Genomic DNA, 20439 nt, shown 5'->3' on the forward strand with positions numbered 1-20439 from the left:
TCTCTCTCCTGCCTGGTCAGGCCGCCACGAACTGGGCGGTCTCGGTGGAATCCTTGAGGGCGGTGGTCGACGACTGGCCGCTCGAGATGACGGTGGCGACCTGGTCGAAATAGCCGGTGCCGACCTCGCGCTGGTGGCGGGTGGCGGTGTAGCCGGCGGCCTCATTGGCGAACTCGCGCTGCTGCAGCTCGGAATAGGCCGCCATGCCCCGGTCGCGGTAGCCATCGGCCAGTTCGAACATCGCATTGTTCAGGCTGTGGAAGCCGGCCAGGGTCACGAACTGGAATTTGTAGCCCATCGCCCCCAGCTCGCGCTGGAATTTGGCGATGGTGGCCTCGTCCAGCCTGGCCTTCCAGTTGAAGCTGGGCGAACAGTTGTAGGCCAGCAGCTTGCCGGGATGCTCCCTGTGCACCGCCTCGGCGAAGCGGCGGGCGTCGTCGAGGTCCGGATGCGAGGTCTCCCACCACAGGACATCGGCATGTTTGGCGTATGACAGGCCACGCGCGATGCAGTGGTCCAGTCCGGTACCGGCCTTCAGGCGGAAGAAGCCCTCGGGCGTGCGGCTCTCGCGGTCGATGAAGGGCTGGTCGCGCTCGTCCACGTCCGAGGTGATCAGCTGGGCGCTCTCGGCGTCGGTGCGGGCCACAATGAGGGTCGGGGCGCCCATGACGTCGGCGGCCAGACGGGCGGCGATCAGGTTGCGCTCATGCGCCTGGGTCGGGATCAGCACCTTGCCGCCCAAATGGCCGCACTTCTTCTCGCTGGCCAGCTGGTCCTCGAAATGGACGCCGGCGGCGCCCGCCTCGATGAAGGCCTTCATGATCTCGAAGCTGTTCAGCGGCCCGCCGAATCCGGCCTCGGCGTCGGCGACGATGGGCACGAACCAGTCGCGCCTGGCCCCGCCCTCGGCGTGTTCGATCTGGTCGGCGCGTTGCAGGGTGCGGTTGATGCGGCGGCACAGCTCGGGCGCGGCATTGGCCGGATACAGTGACTGGTCCGGGTACATGGCCCCGGCGGTATTGGCGTCGGCGGCGACCTGCCAGCCCGACAGATAGATGGCCTTCAGCCCGGCCCGGACCATCTGCATGGCCTGATTGCCGGTCACGGCGCCGAGCGCATTCACGAACGGCTCGTCGTGCAGCAACTCCCACAGCCGGTTGGCGCCGCGCTCGGCCAGCGTATGGGTGATCGGGATCGAGCCGCGCAGGCGCAGGACGTCTTCCGGCGTATAGGGCCGTTCGATGCCGTCGAAACGGCCGACCGGGGACGGAACGAGGTGGGCGAAGCTGGTCATGTCGGTCTCGGCTCGGGAGGGCGGACATCGCCGCGGGTCTCGAGGAGCAGAACACGCGCCAGTCACGAATGACACTTCAGTCGCCACGACATTCGGGTCATTCAGTCATGATGTGACATAGACCGTTAAGTCATTTTGTGACTAACTGCGGGCATGGACGCCGCCGCTGACCGCAAGCTGTTCCTTGGAGGCCGCCTCAAGCGGCTGCGCCGCGATCTGGCCCTGACCCAGACCGCCATGGCCGGCGATCTGGGCGTTTCGCCCTCCTATCTCAACCATATCGAGCGCAACCAGCGCCCGGTCACCGCCCAGCTTTTGATGCGGCTGGTCGCTGCCTATGACGTCGACCTGCGCACCCTGGGCCAGTCCGCCGGCCCGGCCTCGGAGGCCGAGCTGGCTGAGGCCTTCGCCGACCCTCTCTTCCAGGGTCTGGCTGTGCCGCGCCACGAGATCGTCCAGCTGGCCGAGGACCAGCCCGCCGCGGCCGACGCCCTGCTGCGCCTGTACCGCGCCTTCTCCGACCGCCGCGCCCGCGACGGCGCCGAGACCGGAGGCGGCGACGACAGCCCCGCCGACTGGGTCCGGGAGTACGTCCAGTCGCGCCGCAACCATTTCCCCGAACTGGACCTCCTCGGCGAAGCCTTGGCCGGGGCCCTCGCCGCCGACGCTCCCGGCGAACCGTTCGAGACCCGCGTGCGGGCCCGCCTCCAGACCCGGCACGGTCTCACCGTCCGGACCCTGCCCGCCGAGGTCATGGTGGAATGGACCCGCCGCTACGACCCGCACCGCAAGCGGCTCCTGCTGTCCGAGACCCTGGGCCCCTCGTCCCGCGCCTTCGCCGTCGCCTTCCAGCTGGCCCTGTCCGAGCATGACGCCGAACTCACGGCGCTGGCCGGCGCCGCCACGACGCCCGACGAACCCACCCGCCGCCTGCTCAAGGTCTCCCTGACCAACACCCTCGCCGCCGCCATCCTGATGCCCTACAGCCCGTTCCAGCGCACGGCGGAGGAGACCGGCTACGACCTCGGTCGCCTGCAAGCCCGCTTCGGCGTCAGCTACGAACAGGCCGCCCACCGCCTGACCACCCTGTCGCGGCCGACGGCGCGCGGCGTGCCCTTCTTCCTCATGCGGGTCGACCAGGCCGGCAACATCTCCAAGCGGTTCGCCTCCGGCGCCTTCCCCTTCTCCCGCTTCGGCGGCGCCTGCCCACGCTGGCGGCTTCACAGCGCCTTCCGCACGCCGGGCCGGGTCATCACCCAGATCATCGAGACCCCGGACGGCGGCCGCTGGTTCACCCTCGCGCGCACTGTCGACCGGCAGGGGGCAGGATCGTCCTTTGGCGCCTTCACCGAGGGCCAGGATCTCGCCATCGGCCTCGGCTGCGAGCTGAAACACGCCCACCGCCTGACCTATGCCCGCGGTCTCGATCTGACAGCGCCCGAGGTCACCCCCATCGGCCCCGCCTGCCGCCTCTGTCACCGCCACCCCTGCGCCGAGCGCGCCGCCCCGCCCATCGATCGGCCGCTGGTGGTGGATGACTGGGCCAAGTCGGTCAGTCCGTATCCGTTTCTCCCTCAGTCCCCCTGACGTCTGTTCAGCACAGCTCCACGTTAACGCCGAAGGCACCAGTCCCGATGTAGTCAGGGCGCCGAGGGAGAGTAAGACTTGGCGTTCAGCAGTTTCCATCTCGGGTTCGACGCGGAATTTGATCAATCCGCTCCGGCCACGCGAGCCAAGACCGTTGAGCGAGTGCTGCTGTCGGTCGCTGTTCTTCTGGTTTCCCTGGCGCCGGTCGGCGGGCTGGCGGTCAGCTGGTGGGTTGTTTCGGTCATTGCCGAGGTCATGCTCTGGCGGTCGACCGATCCCGAATTTATGGGACGCCGCCCTGGCGCTGCGCGGGCCCTCAGGGTTGCAGCCTCGGCCGTCGCCGCAAGCGCCTGGGTATTCTGCGCCCTGCTGATGTGGTTCGCCGGCACTCCCGTCTCAACCCTGCTGGCCATCGCCCTGCTGGCCGCCATCGCCCTCTACATCATCGCGTCCTGCCACGAGACGCCGATCCATATGATCGCGGCGGGTACGCCTCCCGCCCTCGGCCTGTTGTCGCTGCCGCTCTGGCTGTCCGGCACTTTGACGGACCGGATCCTGCTGGGCCTGTCCATGGCGCTGCTGGTCTCGTTTGGGGCCAGCTCCGCCATCCGCTCCTACAGGGCTCACATGCGCCTCAAGCAAACGGCCGAGTTGCTCGAGGAGCAGACCCACAAAGCCCAGGCCGCCAATCGAGCCAAGAGCGAATTCCTTGCAAACATGAGTCACGAAATCCGCACGCCGCTGAACGGCGTACTGGCGGTCAGTGACGCCCTGTCACTCACGTCTCTCTCCGCCCAGCAGCAGACCATGTTGGGTCTTATCTCGTCGTCGGGGCGGGTGCTGCAGCAGCTGTTGTCCGACATCCTCGATCTTGCGCGGATCGAGACTGCGCGGATGGAAATCCACCCGGCCCCCTTCGACCTGTCAAGGGCGGTGCAGGACGTCGTTCAGCTGCATGCGGCGATCGGCGAGGCCAAAGGCCTGGAGATCGTTCTTGTGCTGGACGACGAGATTGACGTCCAGGTGCTCGGCGACGTGGTCCGGTTCAAGCAGGTGCTGACCAATCTGATTTCCAATGCGATCAAATTCACCGAGACGGGTCACGTCCGGGTGACCGGCTCGCGAGAGATGACGAAGGGAGCGCCCCGCTTCCATTTCTCGATCGAGGATACGGGCGTTGGCTTCGACGCGGAGAGCGCAGAGCGAATGTTCAACCGTTTTGAACAGGTTGACAGCTCAATCACGCGGCGGTTTGGCGGCTCCGGCCTCGGCCTGGCGATCTGCAGCGAACTCGTCGCACTGATGGGGGGTGAGATCTTCTGCAAGAGCGAGCGAGGACGGGGCTCGACCTTCAGTTTCGTGGTTCCGCTCGAACCTACGGCATCAACGGAAATCCAGCCCGAACCCGCGGCGCCCATGGTAGCAGCGCTACAGGGACCAGCACGCCGGCTCCGTGTCCTTGCCGCGGATGACCACCCAACCAATCGGAAGGTTGTGGAACTGGTCCTGTCCCAGGCGGACGTCGACCTGGTGCTGGTCGAGGACGGCGCCATGGCGGTTGAAGCCGTTTCCAATCAGTCCTTCGACGTCATCCTCATGGATATGCAGATGCCCGTCATGGACGGGTTGACGGCGACCCGGGCGATCCGCGCCATCGAGGCCGCCGGGACGCGGGCGCGGACTCCGATCATCATGTTGACCGCCAACGCCCTGCCCGAACACGTCGCGCAGGCGACGGCCGCCGGAGCGGACCGCCACATGGCCAAGCCGCTCAACGCCGCCGAACTGCTGAACGCCCTGGGCGCGCTCGAAGGCCCGGGCCCGTCCGGGATGACCGAGGTCGCCTGAAGGGCTGCCCGCCCGAACCATTGGAGGGCCTGTCGGCTTGCGCGGCACAGGGTCACACGGGACGCCCGTTCAGGAGGTTTTCAGGGCCCGGGCGGCCGCCTCGAGTTCGCCCTTCATCACGTCCTTCAGCCGCGCCGGGGCGACGATCTGCACCTGATCTCCCCAGCTGAACAGATGCCAGGCCAGTTCCCGCATACCACTGGCCCGGAACCGGACCTCAACGCCGCCGTCCGCCCGATCCTCGACGGTCTGGGTCGGGTGCCAGCGCCAGGCCCGGGCCTCGGCCGCGCCGCCCGGCGTGACCCGCAGCACCACATCCTCGATCTCGTCCTGATAGATGCCGAACGACTGGCTGGCGAAGGCCTGCAGGTCGAAGTCCGCGGGCGGCGAGGCGACGCCGTCCTCGGCCCGGACCGCGCTCATGCGGTCGAGGCGGAAGGTCTGGATCCGCCCGCTCTCCCGGTCGGCGGCGACCAGATAGTTGGCGCGGCCGAACATCACCCCGCACGGCGCCACGCTGCGCCGCCGCGCCTCGGCTCCCGGCCGGCTGTAGATGAAGCCCAGCGGTTGCCCCGCCAGGATCGCCTGCCGTATCTCGGCCAGCACCGCCTCGTCCGCCGACGGACGTGGTCCGGCCTGGACCGCGATGGTCTCCGCCCGCACCAGCGCCTCGAGGTCGGGGGCCAGCCGGTTCAGGGTCGTCGAGCGCATGGCCGACTTCAGCTTGCGCTCCAGCCCTTCCAGCGCCGCTGCCCGGCCGGGTTCGCCCGCCGCCCGCAATCCCTGCGCCGCCTTGCTGAGCTCTACCAGCTCGGTCGTCGTCGGGGCCTGTTCAAAGGCCGACAGGCCGCCGCGGATGCGCCAGCGCTTGTTGGGAGGGTCTGACACCTCCTCGGCAGCGGGATAAAGGGCCAGGACCGCATCCCGCATCCGCTCCGCGGTGCGACGGCCGACGCCGCTTTCCTGCGCCATTTCGTCCAGGGTCAAGCCTTCGGCGCTGGCGGCCATCCGCCGCGCCAGCTCGATCACCACGGCCGCCTTGTCCTGTCTCATGGAACCGAAGATCGCATACGACCGTTTTTGACGCAACGCTGCTCCATGGTGAGTCTCAACAGACACCCTCTTGCCGGAGACATCCCATGGCCCGCTCCTTCGCCCCCCACGCCGCCGTCGCCGCCAGCCGCTATCTGATCGTGCCGTGCGAGGCCGACGGCTGCGGTGATCTGGCCGTGATCTGGGACCGGCTGGAGGAACAGGTGATCGACGTCATCGACGCCCGCCTGTCGGCCCGCTACGCCGACGAGGACGCCTTGTGGGACGAAGCCCGCCCGGCCTTCGACCCGGCCGAAGACTTCCGCATGGCGGCCTGATCAGTCGTCGGGATAGAGCTTGCTCATGTGCGCCAGCGAGGCGACGGCCATTTCGCGCAGGACGCCCAGGTCGATCTGGTCCAGCCGGTTGACGTACATGCACGACACGCTGGTCTTCACCTTGCCGATGCGCGCGATCATCGTCTCCTGCCCCTGGAACCCGGACATGACGTAGACGACCGTCTGGGCCTTGCGCGGCGAGAACCCGAGCCGGGGCGCGTCGCCTTCATGCCCGCTGGCGTAGCGGTAGTGATACCGCCCGAAGCCGATGATCGACGGCCCCCACATCTTCGGCGGCTCGCCGCTGATCTCTGCGAACAGCGCGCACAGCGTCTCGGCGTCTGCGCGGCGTTGCGGGTTCTCGACGGCCGCGATGAAGTCGGCCACCGAGACCTCGGTCGGCTTGGTCCTGGCCTCATAGGCCATCGTCGCCCCTCCCCTCAGGCCGCGCCCCTCAACTCCGTGGCATGGGGCGGATAGGGGGCCGACGGTACAGGGCTGGGCGGCAGTTTGGCCAGAGTGCTGGCGAAGCCGTGGTTGACGTCGCGGTGGTGCGCCTCATCGGCCCGGACCTTGATCACCACGTCCCGCAACGTCGCGTCGGCCGGCAGCTTCCAGTAGTGGATGGCGATGGCCGGGGCCGGGATGTTGGGCGAGCGTCCCTCGTCGATCTCCTTCAGATAGAGGGTGTAGCTGATGACGGCCTCTTCCTCGAAATAGCCGACCACCCGGTGCGCCGTGCGCGACGAGATCAGGTAGAGCAGGAAGAAGCCGATATAGAAGACCGCCTGCGCCAGCTGGACCACCAGCCGCTCGAAATACGTCGGCCTGGCCACCTCGATGAAGGTCATCAGGTGCATCCGCTCGTTCTCCGCCTCCTCCATCAGGGTGCGGATCCAGCCCTCGTCGTCCCGCATCTCGCGCAGGCAGCGCAGATGCTGCAGCGTCGCCCCGACCATGCCGGGCACCGCCGCGACGGTCTCCAACACGATGGCCCGGTGGCCGTATTTCTTGGCGAAGAAGGTGTCGGCGCAGACTCTCAGGAGCTTGGTGAACCCGAGGGCGAACCGGTCGGAGAAGCCCTTGGGCTCGTGGTGGACGACGGGCTCGGCGTCCTTTTCTTCATCGAGGGCGCGGTCGTCGGGAGCGAGGATCTTGTTGACCATGGGGGTGGGCTTTCAGGCGCTTCGGCCCTGATGGGTCGGCACTGAACATCATAACGCGCCAGAGCCGTGAACAGCGCACACCCATTGTTGCAGGGGGCGGGCATGGTGACGCAGCGGGGTGTTCAGAGTGCCGGGCCACCTCCCCCCTCCGCTCATCCCGGCGAAAGCCGGGACCCAGTTCTGGACGTTCAAGCCGTGATGGGAGGCGAGGAGAAAAGACCGGGCCTGCCACCTTACAGGGACGCTGAGAATCCCAACAAACAGATCCCTGCGGCTCGGCAGTCGATTGATGCGCTCGTTTGGTTTGGCGATGACCAAACGGAACGGCTGATGCTCAACCAGTCGAACAGTGAGCGACATGCGCGTTGCGACACGTTGTTCGTGAAGCCCTAAAGCCCCTTCACGATCCCCTCGACCATCTTCTTGGCGTCGGCGAACAGCATCATCGTATTGTCGCGGAAGAACAGCTCGTTCTCGACCCCGGCATAGCCCGCCGCCATGCCGCGCTTGATGAACAGCACCGTGCCGGCCTTCTCCACATCCAGCACCGGCATGCCGTAGATCGGGCTCTGCGGGTCGGTCTTGGCGGCCGGGTTGGTGACGTCGTTGGCGCCGATGACGAAGGCGACGTCGCAGCTTGAGAACTCGCTGTTGATGTCCTCCAGCTCGAACACCTCGTCATAGGGAACGTTGGCCTCGGCCAGCAGGACGTTCATGTGGCCGGGCATGCGGCCGGCGACGGGGTGGATGGCGTATTTCACCTCGACGCCTTCGGCCTTCAGCTTGTCGGCCATCTCGCGCAGGGCATGCTGTGCCTGGGCCACGGCCATGCCGTAGCCGGGGACGATGATGACCTTCGAGGCGTTCTTCATGATGAAGGCGGCGTCCTCGGCCGAGCCCTGTTTTACCGGCCGGGTCTCGACCGCGCCCGCCGCGCCGGTCGCCGCGTCGCCGCCGAACCCGCCCAGGATCACCGAGATAAAGCTGCGGTTCATGGCCTTGCACATGATGTAGCTCAGGATCGCGCCCGAACTGCCCACCAGCGCCCCGGTGATGATCAGGGCGATGTTCTCCAGCGTGAAGCCCAGCGCCGCCGCGGCCCAGCCGGAGTAGGAGTTCAGCATCGACACCACCACCGGCATATCCGCCCCGCCGATGGGGATGATCAGGGTCGCGCCGAGGATCAGGGCGAGCAGGAAGATGCCCCAGAAGGCCCAGACCGCCGTCCCGCCCGAGGTGATCATCACCCCGATCAGGACCACGAGGCCGAGCAGCAGGCCGATATTGATCAGGTGCCGCGCAGGCAGAATGATCGGCGCGCCACTCATACGACCGTCCAGCTTGGCGAAGGCGATCACCGAGCCGGTGAAGGTGATGGCGCCGATGGCGAGGCCCAGCGCCAGCTCGATGATCGAAAGGGTTTTGATGCCGCTGAGTGGATCGCCGCTAACCTTCAGGATGTCGAAACTGTCAGGCGCATAGACCGCGCCGATGGCCACCAGACAGGCCGCCATGCCGACGAGGCTGTGGAAGGCCGCCACTAGCTGGGGCATCTGGGTCATCTGCACGCGGGAGGCGATCAGGGCTCCCGCCCCGCCCCCGACGACCACACCTCCGGCGATCAGGCCCAGGGTCATAGGGTCCAGCAACGGGATGGCTACCTGCGTCGCGGAGTCCAACTGGCTGCTGGTCCACAATGTCGCCAACGTCACGCCGACCGCCAGGGCCATGCCGATCATGCCGAAGGTATTGCCTTGCCGGCTCGTCTCCGGGCTCGACAGCCCGCGCAGGCTGAGGATGAACAGGACGCCGGAGACCAGATAGGCCAGGGCCGCGAAGGATGCATTCATGCGGTCAGTCTTCCCTCAATCTGATCGTCCGGGCGGCGGGCAGGCCGTGCGCGCCAGCCGCCACAGGGCGGCGGCGATGAACAGTGGCGCGACGAAGATCATGGCCCAGTCCCACATGCTCATCGGCTTTTCCTGGGCCACGATGCGCAGCAGGATGGAGGCGAACAGCAGCACCACCCCGCAGTCGAGAAAGCGCAGCTTGCGGATGGCGTCCTTTTCGCGGAGCCAGCTCCACAGCCACAGCCCCGCCCCGAGCCCCGTGGCGACCCAGGACGCGCCGACCGCGAGCTGGAGAGCGTCGAAGGTCACGCCTTGGCCGCCTCCACAGCCTTGGGCTTTTCCTTCTTGCGGTACATGGCCAGCATGCGCCGGGTGACCATGAAGCCGCCGAAGATGTTGACGCTGGCCAGGGTCACGGCCGCCACCCCCGCCCCCTTGGCGATCCAGCCGTTCGGCCCGGCGTCGCCGCTATAGGCCGCCGCCGCGATCAACCCGCCGACCACGATCACCGAGGAGATGGCGTTGGTCACCGCCATCAGCGGCGTGTGCAGGGCCGGTGTGACGCTCCAGACGACATAGTAACCGACGAAGATCGCCAGCACGAAAATGGCCAGCCGGAAGATGGTGGGATCGACGTGTTCCATACTTAGCTCCGCCCGTGAGTGCGCTGGAAATTCAATTTGGACTCCAAGTCGGCGTCTATCTCGTCGTCGGAAGCGGCTTTGACCCCCGGCGCTCCAAACTGCTCGCGGAGGACTGCTTCATCTTCGTTCCACTCACCCGGCGACACGTCACTTGCAATCGAATGTCCGGCAGCCTGCAAACGCTCATCTATCGACGCAAGAAGGCTCAGAATACAGGCCGAGGATGCGGCCGTGAGGAACACACCAAACGCCCAGCCGAACAGCACCAGTGCACTCCCGGCTCCATATGCTCCGAGCAAATTCAGGGCGGCAATGACCAGTAACAAGGCAGCCAAACACCCGACGACGAGCGTGCTCGTCGCTACGAACCGCGCAAGTTTTCTCATCCCCTCACCCCCTCATGCACCACGGCCCCGCCGTGCGTCACCGCCGACGCCTTGAGGATCTCGTCCTCCATATCCAGCGCCAGCGCCCCGTCCTTGATCATCAGCCCGACAAAGGCGACCAGGTTCTTGGCGTAGAGCGACGAGGCGTCCGAGGCGATCCGGCCCGGCAGGTTGGTATGGCCGACGATCTGCACGCCGTTGGCGGTGGTCACCACCTCGCCGGCCTTGGCGCCCTCGACATTGCCGCCCGCCTCGACCGCCAGATCGATCAGCACCGACCCGGGCTTCATCGTCGCCACCTGGGCCGCGCTGACCAGCACCGGCGCCGCACGGCCGGGGATCAGGGCCGTGGTGATGACGATGTCCTGTTTCCTGATGTGCTCGCCGGTCAGTTCGGCCTGTTTGGCCTGGTACTCCGGGCTCATCGGCTTGGCGTAGCCGCCGGCGGTCTGGGCGTTCTTGAACTCCTCGTCCTCAACGGCGAGGAATTTGGCGCCCAGCGATTCCACCTGTTCCTTGGTCGCGGGCCGGACGTCGGTAGCCGTGACCACCGCCCCCAGCCGCCGCGCCGTGGCGATGGCCTGCAGCCCCGCCACGCCCACGCCCATGATGAAGACCTTGGCCGGGGCCACCGTGCCCGCCGCCGTCATCATCATCGGAAAGCCCTTGCCATAGGCCCAGGCCGCCTCGATCACGGCGCGATAGCCGGCGAGGTTCGCCTGCGACGACAGGGCGTCCATCACCTGCGCCCGCGAAATCCGCGGCACGAACTCCATGGCGAAGGCGGTGGCGTTCGCCCCGGCCAGAGCGGTCACCGTCTCCTTGTCGCGATAGGCGTCCAGCAGGGCCACGACGATCGCGCCCGGCTTCAGCGCGCTGGTCTCCTGCGCCGTCGGTCCGCGCACCTTCAGCACGATGTCCGCGCCCGACAGCACCGCCTTGGTGTCCTTGGCCACGGTCGCGCCGGCGGCGGTATAGTCCGCGTCCGGAATGGAGGAGCCCGTCCCGGTCCCGGCCTCCACCGTCACGGTCGCGCCCATGGCGACGAATTTCTTCACCGTTTCCGGGGTGACGGCGCAGCGCGTCTCGCCGTCTCGGCGTTCGCGGGTCACAGCGATGGCGACAGCCAAGCGAATCCCTCCGTCATCTCTCGACGGACGACGTTAGGCTTATCCGGGAGGGCGCGTCAAAGAGCGCGCGTCAGCGCGCCTAATGCGCCTTGGGCGAGGACTTCAGGAGGAAGAACCCGGCTGCCAGCAGCACCCCGGTCGAGATCGCGGCGGGGATGAAGCCGCCGCCCGGCTGGAACCAGATGGTCAGGAGCAGCAGGGTCGCCGAGATGATCAGCGAGCCCCATTTGGTCAGGCCGACAAAGGCGTCGAACGTCGACTCCTGCTCGCTGATTTCCTGCGAACCGCGGACGTAGTCGTCGGAAGCGTGGTGCGGGTCGGCCATGATCGGGTCCGGGAATCTGGAACGGCGGGTGGCGTCCTTATAGCGAGCCCTGCGTAACGCTCAAGACGTCCGGATCAAATCGCCGTCACTCCAGGGCGGTCAGGACGTCGCGGGTGAAGGCGATGAAATCGAACCGTTTGCCGGTCGGGTCCTCGCCCCGCCGGACGATGACGATGTCGCGGCTCGGCACGATGATCACATACTGTCCGCGGTTGCCGTTGGCCGAGATCGTATCCGCCGGCACGCCCTCCGAATTGTTCATCAGCCAGAAGGTCGCACCATAACCCTGGGCGCCGCCCGGCTGGGGTCCCGACGGACGCGAGACATAGTCGCGCCAGCCCTCGGGCAGGATGCGTTCGCCGTCGGCCACGCCGTCATTCAGGTAAAGCCGGCCAAACCGGGCCAGGTCGCGCGCCGTGGTCCACACCTGACTGGATAGCATGTAGTTGCCGCGCCAGTCGGTCTCGGCCCAGGTGTCGTACATGCCCAGCCGCCGAAACAGCTCGGCCGGCGGATGCCGCTCGAACGTCGGCGCGATCGACAGCACCGCCAGCAGGGTGTCGTTGTTGGCGTAGCGGTATTGCGACCCCGGCGGCGCGATCAGCGGCCAGGTCGTGGCCTGTTCGTCGATGCCCACACCGCCGAAATAGAGCGCGTCGGTGCGGTTTCCGGCGGTGTCGCTGGTCAGACCCGAGGCCATCCGCATCAACTGATCGAGGGTGATCGCCGCGCGCGGATCGCCCGCCCGGCTCCAGTCAGCGATGGCGGCCGGGCCGTTCACATCCGCCTCGCCGCGATGGACCGCCGCGCCGATGATCGTCCCGGCCAGCGACTTGCCCACCGACCAGGTCCGCTGTGGCGTGTCGACGCCGAAGCCCATGCCGTATTCCTCCGCGACCAGGCGGTCGCCCTGAAGCACCAGCACGGCCGTGGTGTTGGCGCCCTCGCCATAACGGCCTTCGAAGGCCCCTTGGACGGTCTCATTCAGAAGGGCCGCATTGCCGCTCGGGTCGGCCACGACGAAAGGCTCGTTTACCCGCACGCCCGGCGGGAAAATCTCCGGGCTCTCACCTGTCCAGCCCACCGGCTGAATGGCGCACCCCCGGCCCGGCGAGAAGACGGCCACTCGCGGCGGCATGGCCTCGTCCCACGGCACAGACACCTGCCACGCGCCGATCTCGACCGGCATCTCCCGCACAATCGCGTCGATCTCGGGATAGACGCCGACCAGTTCATTGGCCTCAACGCTTTCGAGCGTCCGTGACCCGCCCGCCGCCTCGGCCGTCTTCAGGGCGCTGCAGACCGTCAGGGCCTTGTAACCGGCGGCCATGGCGCGGACGGCCGGCGACGGCGCGGGCGCGGGGGTCTGGGCGTGAGCGGACAGCGGGAGAGCGAGCAAGGCCGCGGCGAGGATCAGGGTGCGCATGGCGGGACGCTCGCGCGTACAAACCGGCCCGTCAACGCCGCGCGTCAGACCAGCGCCTCGAACCGGTCGATCAGCCCTTCCAGCCGCTTCGTGCCGATGGTCCAGAACGCCGGGTCCCGCGGGTTGAGGCCGAACGGCGCCAGGGCTTCGACATAGCCGCGCGATCCGCCGCCCGCGAGCAGCTCACGGTACAGCGGCGTGAACCCCTCGGGATCGCTGGCCCGCGTCTCCATCAGCGCCGCCACCAGCAGGTCCCCGAACGCATAGGCGTAAACATAGAAGGGCGAGTGGACGAAATGGCTGACATAGCTCCACCAGTGTTCATAGCCGGGGTTGAGCGTGATCGCCGGGCCCAGCGAGGCCGCCACCTCCTGCATCCAGATCTCGCCGATCCGTTCGGCCGCCAGCTCGCCCGCCGCCCGCTCGTCGTGAAACCGCGTCTCAAAGCGGTGGAAGGCGATCTGGCGCACCACGGTGTTCAGCCCGTCCTCGATCCGGCCGGCCAGCAGACCGCGCTGCTCAGCCTTGGGCGCCGTCTTCAGCAGCCGGTCGAAGGTCAATCCCTCGGCGAAGATCGACGCCGTCTCGGCCAGGGTCAGCGGCGTGTCGGCCAACAGACTGCCCTGCCCCGCCGCCAGCGTCTGATGCACCCCGTGCCCCAGTTCATGCGCCAGCGTCAGCACGTCACGCCGCTCGCCCATCCAGTTCAGGAACACATAGGGATGCCGGTCAGACGTCACCGGGTGGGCGTATGCGCCCGACTGCTTGCCCGGCCGCGCCTTGCCGTCGATCCACGGCCGGTCGAAGAAGCCCCCGGCCCGGTCCGCGAACTCCGGCCCCAGGTCGGCGAAACTCTCCAGCACCAGCTGCTTGCCTGCCGCCCAGTCATAGCCGCGCGGGGCGCTGGTCTCGATCGGGGCGTTTCGATCCCACTGGTCCAGCTTCGCCCTGCCCATGGCCCGGGCTTTCAGCGCGTAATAGCGGTGCGACAGGTTTGGATAGGCGGCGGCCACGGCCTCGGCCATGGCGTCCACCGACTCCCCGTCGACCTCATTGGACAGGTGACGCGCGTCCGCCGGTCGTTTGAAGCCCCGCCATTTGTCTTCCAGCACCTTGTCCGCGGCGACGGTGTTCATCACCAGCGCCATGGTCTGCGTCCGCGCCGCCAGCGCCTCGTTCAACCCCTCGGCCGCCGCCTTGCGCCGGGCCGCCTTGGGATCGGACAGACGGTTCAGCGCCTCGGACAGGGTCAGCTCATCCTTGCCCGCCTTGACCTTCATCGCCGCCAGCGTCTCGTCGAACAGGCGCGGCCACTGGGCGCTGATCGGGCCGCGCTCGGCCAGAAAGGTCTCCAGTTCGTTGGACAGTTCGTGCGGCTTCATCGCCCGCACCCGCCTCAGCCACGGCCGCCAGCGCGCCGCAGCCGGATTCGCCCCCAGCGCCGCCTCGATCTCGGCCTCCTCCAGCTGGTTGACCTCAAGGGTGACCCAGACCGTCGGCGTGGCGATGGCCGTCAGCTTCTCCCGCACCGTCGCCTCAAAGCCCTGGGCGGCGGCGTCATTGCGGTCCGTCGATGCGGTCAGGAATGAATAGGCCCCCAGCGCGCCGAGAATGTCGGACGCCTGCTCGTACAGGGTCACGGCCCGGTCCAGCCGCTCGCCCAGCGTTGCGGGCTCGCCCCGCGCCGCGACCAGCCGACCTTGCAGCGCATTCAGCTCGTCGACCATGCCGCGCGTGCGGGCGAGGTCAGTCTCGATGCGGGCGTCGTCGCGCGAGGCGTACAGGTCGGACAGATCCCAGACGGGGGCGTCCAGCGGATCGGTCGGGGTCTTGCAGGGTGCGTTCATGCCCTCCGTTGTGGGGATGGCGGCAGCCCGACGCAACGGTCAGCGCCGATGCATCATGTCGAGACCCTCGAGCGTGAACGGCTATTTGCTACGGCTGGCGCTGGCCGGCTCCAGACCGGCGCCCTCGCGCATACCCTCACGCATTTGCCGCTGCTCCTCCGGGGTGCAGCCGTAATGCTGGCACATCCGCGTGGCCATCTTCTCCAGCAACTGCGGCACCACGGCCATAACGGCCCGATTGGCTTCCGGCATCACCTCGACCGACTTGCTTGCGATCAGACGGCCCATCGGGGTGTCAAAGAAGGCAACCAACGCGGTCAACTCCTCCTCGGTGAAGGTAGCGGCATAGACCGGGACCATTTCCGTGATCATCTGCGGAACCATGTCGGCGGTCAGTTCGGCGGTCAGGCTCAGGATGAAGCGCCGTTCCTCGTCCGGCAGCGCCTGCATCGCGCTATCGTTCTCGAACTCCGCGCCGAGCATCTCGTGAACCACGCCCTCGAACTGGTCGGTCATCATCAGATCGAGATACTGACGCGCCAGCGCCATCCGGCGTGGAGACGGCGACGTCATGGCCTGTTCGAGGGGCTGGGCGGCGCTCGGCGCGGCCGGAACCGTGACGACCGCCAGAACCGCAGCCACACAGACAACAATGAAACGCATGCTCACCCCCTGCTGGATATGATCACTCAGGGCTGCTCGCCGCACAACCCCCGATCACGGCCGAAAGGCGCGGATGATCTCGGCCAGATCGGCTTCGCCGACACTGGCTGCGGCCTGTTCCGCGGACATCCAGACCCGTTCGCGCTCGGCCTTTTCCTGCCACGTGCCGTGCTCAACCCGCACCTCCAACGCATGGACCGCGACCACACACCAGCGCGGCGCGCGGCGCTTCAGAATTTTCAGATAGCGGAAGGTTCCGATCGGCGCGTCAGTCACCACCCCCTCGACCCCGGCCTCTTCCAGCGCCTCCTGGGCGGCGGACTGGGCGTCGGACCTGCCGGCCATCCGTCCGCCCTTGGGCGTGACCCAGCGGCGCGTCTCCCGTGAGGTGACCAGCAGTATCTCAAGCCCGTTCGCCCCTGCCCGCCACGGCAGGGCCGCGACCTGGCGCCGTTCGGTCGGTTGGGTGCGGATCGCCGGGTTCGTCATCAATGCAGGTCGGTCCGGGCCGGTGGAACGGGGTCGAACAGAACCGTCCGTTATCGGAAGATTCCATGCAAACGAAAACGGCGGCGGAGATCGGTCTCCGCCGCCGTCGTCTTCAGTCTGCCAGGCCGATCAGGCGTTCAGCGACGCCGGGTCGATCTTGAAGCCCGGTCCCATGGTCGAGGACAGGGTGATGCGCTTAACGTAGGTGCCCTTGGCGCCCGACGGGCGGGCGCGTTGCAGGGCGTCGACATAGGCCTTCACGTTGGCTTCGAGGGCTTCCTGGGTGAAGGAGGCCTTGCCGATGCCGCCGTGGGCGATGCCGGCCTTCTCGACGCGGAACTCGACGGCGCCGCCCTTGGCGTCCTTGACCGCTTGCGCGACGTTCGGAGTCACGGTGCCGACCTTGGGGTTCGGCATCAGGCCGCGCGGGCCCAGCACCTTACCCAGACGACCGACCAGGGCCATCATGTCCGGGGACGCGATGACGCGGTCGAAGTCCATGAAGCCGCCGTTGATCTTCTCGTACAGATCCTCGGCGCCCACGATGTCGGCGCCGGCGGCCAGGGCTTCAGCCGCCTTGGCGTCCTTGGCGAAGACGGCGACGCGAACGTCACGGCCCGTGCCCGACGGCAGATTCACGACGCCGCGGACCTGCTGGTCGGCGTGACGCGGATCGACGCCCAGGTTGACGGCGATCTCGATCGACTCGTCGAACTTGGCGGTGGCGTTGGTCTTGACGGCGGCGATCGCCTCGGCGAAGCCCATCGGGACCAGCGTGTCGCCGGTATGGGCCTTGGTGCGCTTGGTTTGCTTGGCCATGTGCTTAGCCCTCCACGACGTTGAGGCCCATGGCGCGAGCCGAGCCTTCGATGATCTTGGTCGCGGCGTCCAGGTCGTTCGCGTTCAGATCCTTCATCTTCTTCTCGGCGATCTCGCGCAGCTGGCTGCGCTTGATCTTGCCGGCCACTTCGCGGCCCGTCATTTTCGAGCCCGAGGTGATGCCTGCGGCCTGTTTGATGAAGTGGGTCGCGGGCGGGGTCTTGGTGACGAAGGTGAAGCTCTTGTCCTGGTAGACGGTGATCACCGTCGGCAGGGGCGTGCCTTTGACTTCCTTCTCGGTGCGGGCGTTGAACTCCTTGACGAAGCCCATGATGTTGACGCCGCGCTGGCCCAGCGCCGGCCCGATCGGGGGCGAAGGCGTGGCGGCGCCGGCCGGCACCTGCAGTTTGATATAGCCCAGAATCTTCTTGGCCATTGGTCTCTCCTTACAGTGGCCCTGAACTCAATCAGGACCGGTGAGCCGTGGTCGTGGCATGGCTGCCTCCCACGGATTTATGCGGGCGAACCCGCACCGCCCCTAAGAGCGAGGCGCGCGTTTAGCGGAAACTCAGGCAAAATACAATCCGCTCATCCCGGCGAAAGCCGGGACCCAGTCCTGTCCAGCTTGACGTCGACGTTTCAGGACAAGCGTGCAGCGCCATCCGCGCGGATCGATCACCCAAAGCACTGGGTCCCGGCTTTCGCCGGGATGAGCGGATCAAGCTTACGAAGCGTTCTTCTCGACCTGATTGTATTCCAGATCGACCGGGGTCGGGCGGCCGAAGATGGACACGGCCACGCGCAGGCGGGCGTTGTCCTCGTCGACGCTCTCGACCTGGCCCTCGAAGCTGGCGAAGGGTCCGTCGATGACCTTGACGGTCTCGCCGATGTCGAAGCGGATGGTGGGCTTCGGACGTTCCACGCCCTCCTCCACCTGGCCGATGATGTTCTGGACTTCCTTCTCGGACACCGGCAGCGGCTTGGTGCCGCCCGCGGCGCCCAGGAAGCCTGTGACCTTCGGCGTGTTCTTGACCAGGTGATAGGCGTCGTCGGTCATCTCCATCTTCACCAGCACATAGCCGGGGAAGAATTTGCGCTCGGAGTTCACCTTCCGGCCGCGGCGGATCTCGACCACGTCCTCGGTCGGCACGAGGATTTCAGAGAAACAGTCCTCAAGGCCCTGCTGGCGCGCCTGATCGGTCAGGTGCTGGGCGACCTTCTTCTCGAAATTCGAATAGGCGTGGACGATGTACCACTTGTGCCGGGGATTGGCGGCGGGCTTGGCGGGGGCGGCGTCGGTCATGGGCGTGTTTCCTACTGGCCGATCGCGAGGATATAGCGCGAAGCCACAGACAGACCGGCGTCGACCACGAAGAAGAAGATCGCGGCGATCACGACCATGATCAGCACCATCACCGAGGTGATCCAGGTCTCCTTGCGGCTCGGCCACACGATCTTGCGCCCTTCGGCGCGGACCTGGCTGATGAACTGCGGAATCGAGGTGCGCTTCTTCGGCGCGGCCATCTCGGCCGCCACGGCGTTCCCGGCGATCGCCGGCTGGACGGGCTGGGTGCGGCGCCCCGAGGGGCTCTTGGCCTTGGCCATGGTCTTCTGGTCTCGTTTCAACTTGCTGACGGTGCAGATGGGGACGCGCCCCGTCAGTGAAAAGTGGCAGGAGTGGAGGGACTCGAACCCACGACCCTCGGTTTTGGAGACCGATGCTCTACCAGCTGAGCTACACTCCTAGGTTCCGGACAAAACTATAACGCGCCGGAGGGTCTCCCCCAGGCGCGCTCGGCTTCGCCAGACCGCGGCGTATGCCCGACCGCGCGGGGGTTTTCAAGCGGCTTGGGCGCTAATCCTCGTACTGTTCGGCCACGGCCCGGGCCTCGTCCTCAGGCTTGACCACCTGTTTGAACAGAAGTTTGTCGATGCGGCGGTCGTCCATGTCGATGACCTCGACCTCGAACCGGCCCAGCTGCAGGATTTCGCCCTCATTCGGGACCCGCGACAACTGGTGCAGCACCAGGCCGGCGATGGTGTGAAAGCCGTCGGCCTCGCCGAAATCCTCGCCCAGCGCGTCAGCCAGTTCGTCGATGTCGGTCTGGCCGTCGACCAGCCAGCTTCCGTCCTCGCGCAGGCGCACATTGACGTCGGCGTCGTCGTGACCCTCGTCGAAGTCGCCGGCGATCATTTCCAGCAGATCGGTCGCCGTCACCACGCCTTCGAAGGCCCCGTACTCGTCGACCAGGAAGGCCATATGGACCTTGGAGGCCTTCATGATCCCGAGCGCCTTGAGCACCGAGGTCGACTGCGGAATGAAGGCCGGTGTCTGCACCAGACGCTCGACGTTGAACTCGCCGTTGTCCAGCAGGCTGTCCAGCAGGTCTTTCTTGTGGATGACGCCCAGCGGATTATCGACGTCATTCTCACGCGCCACCACAATGCGTGAATAGGGACAGGTGCGCACCTCCTGCCGCAGCTGTTCCTCGCTGTCGTCCAGCGCGATCCAGAACACCTCGTGGCGCGGCGTCATGGCCACCCGGATGGGGCGGTCGCCGAGGCGCAGGATCTCTTCGATCATTTCCTGCTCTTCGGGCTCGATCAATCCCGACGCCGTACCCTCGGCGATCATCGTCTCGACCTCCTCCTGGGTGACGTCCGAGCCGTCGCGGTCCTTGACGTTCATCAGCTTGAGAATGGCGGAGGTCGAGGCGGTCAGGACCACGACGAAGGGCTTCAGCACGATGGCCACGGTCGAGATCGGCGCCGCCATCTTGGAGGCGATGGTTTCCGGAAAGATCAACGCCAGCCGCTTGGGCACCAGTTCGCCGACAATCACGGAGACATAGGTGATGAAGACGATGACCAGAACGGTCGAGAAGATTTCCGTATAGGCCGCCAGCGCCGGGAAGGCGCCTTCCAGGATGAGGTTCAGCTCGCCGGCGATCGCCGCCTGGCCATAGGCGCCCGCGGCGATGCCGATCAGGGTGATGCCGACCTGCACGGCCGACAGGAAATGGGTTGGCTCCTCGGCCAGCTTCAGGGCGGCGCGCGCGCCCCGGTCGCCCCGCTCGGCGCGGCTTTGCAGCTTGGATTTGCGGGACGAGACGACCGCCAGCTCGGTCATGGCGAACAGGCCGTTGAGCACCACCAGGAGCAGAACGACGACGATGGCGAAGGCTAACATCTAGGGGGGTCGAAACCGGCGCGGCGCGACAGTCGGCGTCCGCAGGCGGGATGATAGGGGGATTTCGCCCTCGCCGCCACGGTTTCCTTGGCGATCAGCGCGTGCGCCCGACCTCGACGCCGCCATAGCCCCCGCGCGAGCCGTCGTCCGGCATGGCGGCACAGGCCGACATGCCGATGAAGGTGCCGATGAACAGGCCGATCCGAAGCGCGCGCCGCATGGTTACTGAATCCCTAACGTCCGTAGTGCGAACGTAAGGACCTTGGGGCGGTTCCGCGCAAGCGGCTGCACGAGGATGGGGCGTCTTAACCGTCCTTCTCCCCTTGCGGGAGAAGGACGGCGCACAAAGCAAAACGGCCCCCGGATCGCTCCAGGGGCCGCTCTGTTCGTTGGCTGGCTCGGCGG

Annotated in this window: 23 protein-coding genes and 1 tRNA gene; 3 read left to right on the forward strand and 21 right to left on the reverse strand. The window is 67.0% G+C overall.

Annotated elements, in window-relative coordinates:
- Positions 1–16: 16 nt before the first annotated feature.
- Positions 17–1294 (reverse strand): isocitrate lyase, encoded by a 1278-nt coding sequence (gene aceA / locus ACTIEW_RS13760; protein WP_439478471.1) that lies wholly within the window; start codon positions 1292–1294, stop codon positions 17–19.
- A 153-nt stretch (positions 1295–1447) separates the two neighbouring features.
- Between aceA and ACTIEW_RS13765 the strand changes: the two genes are divergently transcribed.
- Positions 1448–2881 (forward strand): helix-turn-helix domain-containing protein, encoded by a 1434-nt coding sequence (locus ACTIEW_RS13765; RefSeq protein ID WP_439478472.1) that lies wholly within the window; start codon positions 1448–1450, stop codon positions 2879–2881.
- Between the two features lie 78 nt (positions 2882–2959).
- Positions 2960–4729: an ATP-binding protein gene (locus ACTIEW_RS13770; protein WP_439478473.1), complete on the forward strand. Its 1770-nt coding sequence runs from the start codon at positions 2960–2962 to the stop codon at positions 4727–4729.
- Between the two features lie 69 nt (positions 4730–4798).
- Here ACTIEW_RS13770 and ACTIEW_RS13775 read toward each other — a convergent pair whose 3' ends face one another.
- Complete coding sequence (locus ACTIEW_RS13775; protein ID WP_439478474.1) at positions 4799–5782, reverse strand: helix-turn-helix transcriptional regulator; 984 nt, start codon at positions 5780–5782, stop codon at positions 4799–4801.
- Positions 5783–5868: 86 nt separating this feature from the next.
- Between ACTIEW_RS13775 and ACTIEW_RS13780 the strand changes: the two genes are divergently transcribed.
- On the forward strand, positions 5869–6099 hold the full coding sequence (locus ACTIEW_RS13780) for a hypothetical protein (RefSeq protein ID WP_284222325.1): 231 nt from the start codon (positions 5869–5871) through the stop codon (positions 6097–6099).
- Here ACTIEW_RS13780 and ACTIEW_RS13785 read toward each other — a convergent pair whose 3' ends face one another.
- The 19 genes from ACTIEW_RS13785 to ACTIEW_RS13875 form a co-directional block, all read right to left on the reverse strand.
- A complete protein-coding gene (locus tag ACTIEW_RS13785) occupies positions 6100–6525 on the reverse strand; it encodes a DUF1801 domain-containing protein (protein WP_439478475.1) in 426 nt (141 codons plus the stop codon). It abuts the gene before it with no gap.
- A gap of 14 nt (positions 6526–6539) precedes the next feature.
- On the reverse strand, positions 6540–7265 hold the full coding sequence (locus ACTIEW_RS13790) for an alternative oxidase (protein ID WP_439478476.1): 726 nt from the start codon (positions 7263–7265) through the stop codon (positions 6540–6542).
- A gap of 389 nt (positions 7266–7654) precedes the next feature.
- A complete protein-coding gene (locus ACTIEW_RS13795; protein WP_439478477.1) occupies positions 7655–9115 on the reverse strand; it encodes an NAD(P)(+) transhydrogenase (Re/Si-specific) subunit beta in 1461 nt (486 codons plus the stop codon).
- 15 nt (positions 9116–9130) lie between these two features.
- On the reverse strand, positions 9131–9424 hold the full coding sequence (locus tag ACTIEW_RS13800; RefSeq protein ID WP_439478478.1) for a hypothetical protein: 294 nt from the start codon (positions 9422–9424) through the stop codon (positions 9131–9133).
- Positions 9421–9759 carry an NAD(P) transhydrogenase subunit alpha gene (locus ACTIEW_RS13805; RefSeq protein ID WP_439478479.1) on the reverse strand — a complete coding sequence of 113 codons (339 nt, stop codon included), beginning with the start codon at positions 9757–9759 and terminating at the stop codon, positions 9421–9423. The genes ACTIEW_RS13800 and ACTIEW_RS13805 overlap by 4 nt, the downstream gene beginning before the upstream one ends.
- A 2-nt stretch (positions 9760–9761) precedes the next feature.
- Positions 9762–10145, reverse strand: coding sequence for a hypothetical protein (locus ACTIEW_RS13810; protein WP_439478480.1), 384 nt, complete (start codon positions 10143–10145; stop codon positions 9762–9764).
- Positions 10142–11275, reverse strand: coding sequence for a Re/Si-specific NAD(P)(+) transhydrogenase subunit alpha (locus tag ACTIEW_RS13815; protein ID WP_439478481.1), 1134 nt, complete (start codon positions 11273–11275; stop codon positions 10142–10144). The genes ACTIEW_RS13810 and ACTIEW_RS13815 overlap by 4 nt, the downstream gene beginning before the upstream one ends.
- Before the next feature lie 79 nt (positions 11276–11354).
- On the reverse strand, positions 11355–11600 hold the full coding sequence (locus tag ACTIEW_RS13820) for an aa3-type cytochrome c oxidase subunit IV (protein WP_439478482.1): 246 nt from the start codon (positions 11598–11600) through the stop codon (positions 11355–11357).
- An 85-nt stretch (positions 11601–11685) separates the two neighbouring features.
- Entirely contained in the window at positions 11686–13026 is a 1341-nt protein-coding gene (locus tag ACTIEW_RS13825) for a serine hydrolase domain-containing protein (RefSeq protein ID WP_439478483.1), read from the reverse strand.
- A gap of 44 nt (positions 13027–13070) precedes the next feature.
- Positions 13071–14873: a M3 family oligoendopeptidase gene (locus ACTIEW_RS13830; RefSeq protein ID WP_439478484.1), complete on the reverse strand. Its 1803-nt coding sequence runs from the start codon at positions 14871–14873 to the stop codon at positions 13071–13073.
- 81 nt (positions 14874–14954) lie between these two features.
- A complete protein-coding gene (locus ACTIEW_RS13835) occupies positions 14955–15536 on the reverse strand; it encodes a DUF2059 domain-containing protein (protein WP_439478485.1) in 582 nt (193 codons plus the stop codon).
- Positions 15537–15590: 54 nt separating this feature from the next.
- Positions 15591–16025 (reverse strand): NUDIX hydrolase, encoded by a 435-nt coding sequence (locus ACTIEW_RS13840; protein ID WP_439478486.1) that lies wholly within the window; start codon positions 16023–16025, stop codon positions 15591–15593.
- A 129-nt stretch (positions 16026–16154) separates the two neighbouring features.
- Positions 16155–16844 (reverse strand): 50S ribosomal protein L1, encoded by a 690-nt coding sequence (gene rplA / locus ACTIEW_RS13845; RefSeq protein WP_439478487.1) that lies wholly within the window; start codon positions 16842–16844, stop codon positions 16155–16157.
- Positions 16845–16848: 4 nt separating this feature from the next.
- Positions 16849–17280 (reverse strand): 50S ribosomal protein L11, encoded by a 432-nt coding sequence (gene rplK, locus ACTIEW_RS13850; protein ID WP_439478488.1) that lies wholly within the window; start codon positions 17278–17280, stop codon positions 16849–16851.
- Positions 17281–17568: 288 nt separating this feature from the next.
- Positions 17569–18147, reverse strand: coding sequence for a transcription termination/antitermination protein NusG (gene nusG / locus ACTIEW_RS13855; protein ID WP_439478489.1), 579 nt, complete (start codon positions 18145–18147; stop codon positions 17569–17571).
- An 11-nt stretch (positions 18148–18158) separates the two neighbouring features.
- On the reverse strand, positions 18159–18449 hold the full coding sequence (secE, locus tag ACTIEW_RS13860; RefSeq protein WP_439478490.1) for a preprotein translocase subunit SecE: 291 nt from the start codon (positions 18447–18449) through the stop codon (positions 18159–18161).
- Positions 18450–18513: 64 nt separating this feature from the next.
- Positions 18514–18589 (reverse strand) — tRNA-Trp (locus ACTIEW_RS13865).
- Between the two features lie 110 nt (positions 18590–18699).
- Complete coding sequence (locus tag ACTIEW_RS13870; RefSeq protein WP_439478491.1) at positions 18700–20034, reverse strand: hemolysin family protein; 1335 nt, start codon at positions 20032–20034, stop codon at positions 18700–18702.
- Between the two features lie 94 nt (positions 20035–20128).
- Positions 20129–20254 carry a hypothetical protein gene (locus tag ACTIEW_RS13875; protein ID WP_439478492.1) on the reverse strand — a complete coding sequence of 42 codons (126 nt, stop codon included), beginning with the start codon at positions 20252–20254 and terminating at the stop codon, positions 20129–20131.
- Positions 20255–20439 lie beyond the last annotated feature (185 nt).

Source organism: Brevundimonas sp., assembly GCF_051860745.1.
Taxonomy (GTDB): Bacteria; Pseudomonadota; Alphaproteobacteria; order Caulobacterales; family Caulobacteraceae; genus Brevundimonas.